Below are 6,840 nucleotides of genomic sequence, written 5' to 3'. Positions count from 1 at the left end.
CCGGCAGCGCCCACAGCCCCTCCCCCGCCCGCGCGAGCCGCGGCTCGACCTCCGCGAACGACGCGGTGGCCGGCGACACCCGCGCGAGACCGGCCGGCGACGGGCCCGGCGGGACACCCAGCCGCAGCGGCAGCGAGCCGAACTGCGGGTCGGCGTCCAGCGCCAGCACGCGGTCCCGGCGGTGCCGGGCGAGGACCGTGGCGGCGAGCGCCGCGACCGTGCTCTTCCCCGACCCGCCGCGGATCCCCGTCACCGCGATGCGGCGCCCCGTCGTGACGGGCCGCGCCAGCCACGCGCCGTGCTCGGCGAGGGCCCGCACGTCGTCGGCGGCCCGCAGCGGGCGGACGGCGCCGCGCGCCAGCCGCCGCGGCAGCGGATCGCCGTGCACGTCGCGCGCCGGACGCGGATCGGCCACGATGCCCCTCTCAGAACGTGCCGAGCAGGCGCTCGAACGTGCCGAACACACCGATGGCCACCGGGACGATCGCCACGACGGCGAGCCCCTCCACCACGTTCGCCGCCCGGCGCAGCCGCGCCCGCACATGCTCCGGCTGCCCCGCCGCCAGCACCGCCACCGGCACCGCCAGCACCCCGGCCAGGAGCACGAGCGCGGCGGGCGGGCCCCAGCTCGCGTGCCCCGCCAGCCGCACCGCCAGCCCCACGGTGATCGCGACGGCCGCGCCCAGCAGCGCCGCCTTCTGCACGACGAGCGGGAAGACCCTCGCGCGCCCGCCGAGCACCACCGCGAGCAGCCCCGCGAGCGCCGCCGTCCAGCCGTCGAACCGCGACAGCGCCCCGAACCCGGCGACGGCCGCCGCGACCGCGACCGCCGCGGTCGCGATCGTCATCGTGCGGTGCGCGCCGTCGAACGCCTCCAGGACGTCCCCGCGCCGCACCGCGCCGCCCTCGCCCCGCCGGTCGTCGAGCGACGTCAGCCCGGACAGCGCGAGCGCCAGCCGCAGCACCACCCCCAGCAGCACGACGCACCCGCCCGCCAGCACGGCGCCGATGCGCGGCGCGTCCAGCCCGAACGCCGCGCACAGCCCGCCGGCGCCCGCCAGCAGCGCGATCACCGCGCCGCCGACGACGCCGCCCCGGCCGAGCGGCGACACCGCCCCGAGCAGCACCGTCAGCGCGGCCGCCAGCAGGCCCGCGCCCGTCCACGCGAGCCAGTCCGGACGGTCGAGCCGCTCGGCGGCCGTCCACAGCGCCACCGCACCCGCCGCCCCGCCGCCGAGGACGAGCGCGGTGCCGAGCGGCTCGCGCCCCGCCGGTGCCGCGACCGTCCCGCACACCAGCAGCAGCACGCCCGCCGCCGCGCCCGCGCTCGCCGCCGCCGGACCCGCGACGCCCGCGCGCAGCACCAGGACGATCGCCGCCGCCAGCGCCGCGACCGCCGCGGTGGCGGTCCAGCGCATCGCCGCGGGGCCCCACCGCCACAGCCGCCCGTCCAGCGCGTCGCCCACCACCTCCGGCACCTCGTGCACCACCGGGGCGGGCAGCGGCTCGTCGCCGCGCACCAGCCGCAGCACCGCGCCGTCCGGGATCCGCCGCTCGGCCAGCGTCGTCCCGGGGTCGAGCACCTCCCCCGTCGACGTCGCCAGGTGCCGCAGCCGCGGCGGGCTCTGCACCGGGTCGTCGAGCACCTCCAGGACGTCCGGCAGCAGCGCCCCGATCGGCTCCCGCGCCGGGAGGACCATGTCGACCCGGCGGTGCTCGCCGACGAGCGTCACCCGGCTCCACGCGGACATAGGACCCTTTCCACTGCGGTCACCGGGGCACGCCCGCCCCGGTGACGGGATCAAGGTAGCCGGTGCGCACCAGCCACCGGACGGTGAGCAGAGCGGGCGGATTCGGGAACAGCCCGGCGTTCAGCGTGAACCGCGCGCCGCCGCCCGCGGACAGCGACGCGTCCGCGTCGAACGGGCGCGCCACCCGGTACCGGTGGTAGCCCCGCGCCTCCGCGGGCAGCCCGCGGCGCGCGAACGGCGTCCCGAACGGCGACAGCACCGACCCGGACTCGTTCCCGAACGCGTCGACGAGCGTCCCCGCTCGCAGCCGGTGCACCACGGACGTCCCGCCCGCCGCGGCGACCGCGTCCCGCACCTCCGCGTCGAGCGCCGCACCGCCCCGCACCGCCGCCCGCTCGGCGTCCGCGTCGAGCGCCCGCACGGGGCGCCCGTCCGGGACGACCAGCTCCCCGTACAGCCAGCGGCACGCCTCGTCCTCGGTGGGGAACTCCGCCGCGATCCGGGCACGGCCGAACTCGACGACGCCGCCGGAGTACCCGTCGGCGTCCCGCGCCACCACGTAGTGCGACCCCGAACCCCCCGGCCGGTCCGGCAGGACGTACAGGCCCGCGGGGACGCCCGCGCCGGCGAGCGCCCGGCGCAGCATCGCGAACGTCACCTTCGCGCCGACCCACTCCGCGGGCACGGGCGCCGTCCCGGGCCCGGGCGCGGCGACCTGCGACTCCGCGGCCTTCCGCTCCTGCTCCTGCAGCCGCGACCGCAGGTACGAGAACCCGACCGTCCCCGCGCACAGCACCGCCGCGACGCACAGCCCCGCAACGACCTTCATCAGGTTCTCGTCGAACGTCCGGCGGGTGCGTTCGGGGCCGAACAGCAGCGCGTGCCGGAGCCTGCGGCGCCGCACGGCGACCGACTCCAGCAACTGGGCGTCGTAGTCGCGCAGGGTCCCCCCTCTCACCGGAGGAGGGACGCACCGACCGGTGCGTCCCTCCCGACCGCGTTCAGATGGCCTGAACGGCCGCGCTCGCCTTGTTCAGCGTCGTCCCGGCGATCTCGTCGTTGCGCTCCAGCGTCGCCTTGACCAGCCGGATGATCTCACGGGTCTCGTTGGCCGCGTTGTGCCACTTGACCTCCTTCGCACGGTACTCCTCCGACACCCCGGTGGCCTCGAAGTCGGCCAGCGCGGCGGCGACGTCGGTGTCGCGCGTCCCGATCAGCGCCTCCAGCCGGGCGACGATCGCGTGGATGTTGGCCTGCGCCTCGCCGGATGCCCCGGTGTCGTAGCTGCGGCGTCCGTTCGTCATTCGGGCGTCCTCTCGTGGTCAGCGGAACTTGGCGCCGTCGAAGTCGGCCGCCGACTGCATGCGCCCGGCCTCGTCCGCCATCGACCGGTCACCGGCGGCGAACGCCTGCTCCATGCCGATCTGCCCGGTGTTCACCCGGTCGAGGCCGCCCTTCAGGTCGGCGGCGATCTGATCCGACCGCGCCTTGAAACCGTCGAACGCGGCCTTACCGGCTCCGTTGAACTTCCCCGCGAGCGGCTCCGCCGCCACGATCAGCTGCTTCACCAGCGCCGCGAGCTCCTCACCGCGGTCCCCGGTGTTGTTCGCGAGCGTGATCAGCGTCTGCTCGCCCTGGTCCCATCGCCCCATGTCTCACCTACCGCTCGAATCGCCGCGCGGACGACGATAGCCGGATCTTGATCTCCGTTCTATCGGACGAGTCAGACACGTCAGGCGTTCAGTCGGACCCCTGACCGATTCCGGCACCACACCCCCGCACCCGCCACTTCCAAGGCCCTGAACACCACCGACCTGCAAGAACAACAATCACTCCTCCCGTCACCCACCAACCCCCGACCCACCAAAAACACGCATTACGGTCATCCAAAACATCAAATATCAGCGTTTCGTCCCTCGCTCCCCCTAACTTGACTCGCACATCACAAGATCGCGGGGGTGCGCATTGACCGCATGGGACATCGATCCGCAGGGCGTCCAGGGCGTCATCAACCGGACGGCCGAGGCGTTCGCCCCGTTCGAGCAGCACGCCGGAGCGTTCGCCACCGGCTGCCGCGACGCCGGCACCGCGTCCGGCAGCACGCAGGTCTCCAAGGCCCTCAGCGGGTTCGTCGAGCACCACCGGCCCACCCTCCTCGGCCTGCGCAACCGCACCCAGCGCACCCTGCGCGGCGCGGCCGAGGCCACCAACGCCTACGTGCGCGGCGACGAGGAGATGGCCGCCCAAGCCCAGGCCAAGGCCGCCCGGACAACCCAATGATCGTCCCCGACCACGTCCGCGAGACCGACGCGAACATCCGAATGAACCCCGAAGAGCAACAAGAGGCCCTCACCGAGGTCGGCAAGCTCCTGTTGTCGACAGCACCCGCCAACTGGAGCGAAATACGCTACTCCATCCACGCCCTAGCCTGTTTTGCCAAGTCACTAATAGAGGCAAAACTCGAAACCGGAGAGAACATCAGATTGAGGCCCCCCATGTCAATGGGGACCAGAATGCTCGAACTCCGCACCGCCATGTACAGACCAGGCCAGGGCACGTGGTTCTCCGCAAACTACGTAATCACCAAACCGTCTGACTATACCGTCGACTTCGACTACGACAGCGAACCGAATTTCAGCCCCGACGCCTTCCATTTCGAACCGACCCCCGAGACCTATGTCGAAGACCTCGGGTTCTTCCCACGCGACGAGGAACACATCCCCGACTGGCTGTACAACAAGATAAGTAAAACCCGAGCAGCAAACGAGAACCCGTTCACCCCGCCTCCCACGAGGTCGAAGTGACATACAGACATGAGACGCGAAAGCCGGTTCTCTATGCACCGGTGACGCTAGACGGCGAGGTGATCGGCTACCTCTGGGCAGCCGAAGGAGATCAGGCAGCCGGATTCTTTCGCCATTCCACCTGGCCAAAAAAGTCGCTCCGCGCCCCAGCGATATGGTCAGCCCGACTGAGGGAGAGCCACTCGGACGGACTGGCCCCACTGGAGGCATTGCGCAAGTGGAAAGGCATGCCCGAACATCCCGAAGCAGGCACAATCACCCGCAACACAGAGGAAGCAATAGCAGAAAGCAAAGAAACCATGACGCGGCGGCTCAACCCAGCCCATCCTTCGCCGCGCAAGGATGCCGTTACCCGACTGCGTACGGCACTTGATGGGACCCCTTACGACCGCTCTCGGGGTTGGGGTCCCCTCGGGCGGATGAAGATACCCGCAAGCGATTTCCCCGCTTCGACCAACCAACCGGTGCGCTACTACCCGGTCGCGCTCAACGGCCGAACGGTCGGATATCTATGGGCATCGATCACTGACGACGCCGCTTACTGGCAGGACCGCGGCGACGCGGGCGCAGTCGCCAAGAACGTCGGCGTGCCTTGGGTACTTCGACTTCGCGAAGCAGCCCGACAAGGGCTCACGCCGCTGGAGGCGTTGCGCGAGTGGAGAGGCGCACCCGAGGACCCGCGCGCAGGCGCCATTCCCGCCGACGCCGAGGAACAGCAGGCCTCCAGCCTCCAAGCCCTCAAAGAACTCACTAACCCATATCCCAACACGACCGATCAACCGGTGCGCTACTACCCGGTCACCCTTCACGGTCGGACGATCGGCTACCTCTGGGCATCCGCGCTGGACGACGCGGCGTCCTTCGTCGCACACGCCGATGCGGGCGCGGCGACCGTTTGGTCACGGCGCCTGCACGAGGCCGCCATAAAAGGCTTGACTCCACGTCAGGCACTCTGCGCGTGGAAAGGGGCCCCCGAGGACCCGAACGGCGGCGCCATCCCAGACGACGCCGAAGAACAAAGCGCCCTCAGCCTCCAAGCCCTCACCGCGCTCGTCGAGCAAGGCGGCCCCGTCCCCCTCGACCGCACCCGGCGCGGCGCGTCCACAAACGCCCGCCCGCGCGGCAACGAGGGGACGGTGAACCGATGATCGTTCCCGACCACGTTCTCAGCATCATGTCCGGCGTCAACCCCGACGCCGTCGAGGCCGAGGCCCACAGTCTCAAGAAGGCCGCCACCGGGATCCGCGAGACCGGCGCGGACGTCCACTCCACGTGGCAGGGCCTTTCGGCCTTCTACGAGGCCCCCGAGGCCGCCGACCTCTTCTCCGCCACCGCGCCCGTCCGCGACGACGCCGCATCGTTCGCCGGGCAACTCGAGCAGGTCACCGGCGCCCTCACCACCTACGCCGCCGAGACCCGCGTCATCAAGCGCAAGCTGACCGACCTGTACATGCAGGCCGTCACCTTCGTGAACAAGACGTACACCGAAGAAGAAGACTGGCGCAAGAACGAGGACCTCGTCCAGGAGAACAACTCCCTCCTCCAAGCCGTCGACGCCCAGGCACTCGCCTTCCAGAAAGCCCAGGAAAAGGCATCCACGAGCATCTACTCGGCCTACGGCGGCAGCGCGCCGAGCAAACAGATGTGCACCGACGGCAAGCCGCTCACTTGGGGCACGCCCGAAGAGGCCGAGAACCCCTGGTACGAGGACATGTGGGACGGCGCCACCTCGTTCCTCACGGGCTTCTTCGGCGACGGCCTGTGGGGCGACGCCTCGGGCCTCTGGGACCTCGCGACCTCACCCGACAAGTGGCGCGAGTCCTTCGAGAACCTCATGGTCCTCGGCACCCCCGCCATGGCCCTCCTCTCCCCCGAACTCCGCGGCAAGTTCGGCGAGACCTGGAAGGGCTTCGGCAAGAGCTTCGTCGCCTGGGACCAGTGGAAGCAGGACCCCGCCCGAGCCCTCGGCAACACCGCCTACAACATCGTCACCACGGTCATCCCCATCGGCAAAGCCGGCAGCGCCGGCAAGCTCGCCAAGGGCACCCGCGCCGCCGCCAAGGTAGGCGAAGCCCTCGACCCCCTCTCCCTCACCCTCCGCGCCGGCGCCCGCCTCCCCAAGGTCTCCGACATAGCCGCCCGACTCACCCACAAAATCGGCGACCTGGGCACCAAACTAAAACTCGACCTGACCCGCACAAAAGTCATCACCCCCCACGTAGACCCAGCCACCATCACCTGGAACCGCGCACCCACCCCCGATTCCCCGTCCCGCGCACCGGACT

Annotated in this window: 9 protein-coding genes; 4 read left to right on the top strand and 5 right to left on the bottom strand. The window is 71.2% G+C overall.

Going from position 1 to position 6,840, the window contains the following annotated elements; genetic code table 11:
• The 5 genes from DMH08_RS37490 to DMH08_RS37470 all read right to left on the bottom strand — a co-directional run.
• Positions 1 to 415, bottom strand: a 415-nt coding sequence (locus DMH08_RS37490; protein ID WP_199748194.1) for a nucleotide-binding protein, incomplete at its 3' end; no start/stop codon positions are given.
• Between the two features lie 10 nt (positions 416 to 425).
• Entirely contained in the window at positions 426 to 1,751 is a 1,326-nt protein-coding gene (gene eccD / locus DMH08_RS37485; protein WP_125620967.1) for a type VII secretion integral membrane protein EccD, read from the bottom strand.
• 19 nt (positions 1,752 to 1,770) lie between these two features.
• On the bottom strand, positions 1,771 to 2,709 hold the full coding sequence (locus DMH08_RS37480; RefSeq protein WP_233618047.1) for a TNT domain-containing protein: 939 nt from the start codon (positions 2,707 to 2,709) through the stop codon (positions 1,771 to 1,773).
• A 43-nt stretch (positions 2,710 to 2,752) separates the two neighbouring features.
• Positions 2,753 to 3,055: a pore-forming ESAT-6 family protein gene (locus tag DMH08_RS37475; protein WP_026405670.1), complete on the bottom strand. Its 303-nt coding sequence runs from the start codon at positions 3,053 to 3,055 to the stop codon at positions 2,753 to 2,755.
• Between the two features lie 18 nt (positions 3,056 to 3,073).
• Complete coding sequence (locus tag DMH08_RS37470) at positions 3,074 to 3,403, bottom strand: hypothetical protein (protein ID WP_026405669.1); 330 nt, start codon at positions 3,401 to 3,403, stop codon at positions 3,074 to 3,076.
• Positions 3,404 to 3,716: 313 nt separating this feature from the next.
• Between DMH08_RS37470 and DMH08_RS37465 the strand changes: the two genes are divergently transcribed.
• The 4 genes from DMH08_RS37465 to DMH08_RS37450 all read left to right on the top strand — a co-directional run.
• On the top strand, positions 3,717 to 4,031 hold the full coding sequence (locus DMH08_RS37465; RefSeq protein WP_125620965.1) for a DUF6507 family protein: 315 nt from the start codon (positions 3,717 to 3,719) through the stop codon (positions 4,029 to 4,031).
• Positions 4,028 to 4,555 (top strand): hypothetical protein, encoded by a 528-nt coding sequence (locus DMH08_RS42180; RefSeq protein WP_125620963.1) that lies wholly within the window; start codon positions 4,028 to 4,030, stop codon positions 4,553 to 4,555. Before DMH08_RS37465 ends, DMH08_RS42180 begins: the two co-directional genes overlap by 4 nt.
• Before the next feature lie 419 nt (positions 4,556 to 4,974).
• Positions 4,975 to 5,703: a hypothetical protein gene (locus DMH08_RS37455; protein WP_125620961.1), complete on the top strand. Its 729-nt coding sequence runs from the start codon at positions 4,975 to 4,977 to the stop codon at positions 5,701 to 5,703.
• The coding region (locus tag DMH08_RS37450) for a hypothetical protein (protein WP_199748193.1) at positions 5,700 to 6,840 on the top strand (1,141 nt) is incomplete at its 3' end. The genes DMH08_RS37455 and DMH08_RS37450, both read left to right, overlap by 4 nt.

The organism is Actinomadura sp. WAC 06369, from assembly GCF_003947565.1.
Taxonomy (GTDB): Bacteria; Actinomycetota; Actinomycetes; order Streptosporangiales; family Streptosporangiaceae; genus Spirillospora; species Spirillospora rifamycini.
Note: the sequence above shows the minus strand (reverse complement) of the source record. Positions and strands in the feature narration are given on the sequence as shown.

Bases quoted from the DNA above. Each gene is read 5' to 3' on its own strand.
- eccD (WP_125620967.1), bottom strand. From the start codon at position 1,751: ATGTCCGCGTGGAGCCGGGTGACGCTCGTCGGCGAGCACCGCCGGGTC.
- DMH08_RS37470 (WP_026405669.1), bottom strand. From the start codon at position 3,403: ATGGGGCGATGGGACCAGGGCGAGCAGACGCTGATCACGCTCGCGAAC.
- DMH08_RS42180 (WP_125620963.1), top strand. From the start codon at position 4,028: ATGATCGTCCCCGACCACGTCCGCGAGACCGACGCGAACATCCGAATG.
- DMH08_RS37455 (WP_125620961.1), top strand. From the start codon at position 4,975: ATGAAGATACCCGCAAGCGATTTCCCCGCTTCGACCAACCAACCGGTG.
- DMH08_RS37475 (WP_026405670.1), bottom strand. From the start codon at position 3,055: ATGACGAACGGACGCCGCAGCTACGACACCGGGGCATCCGGCGAGGCG.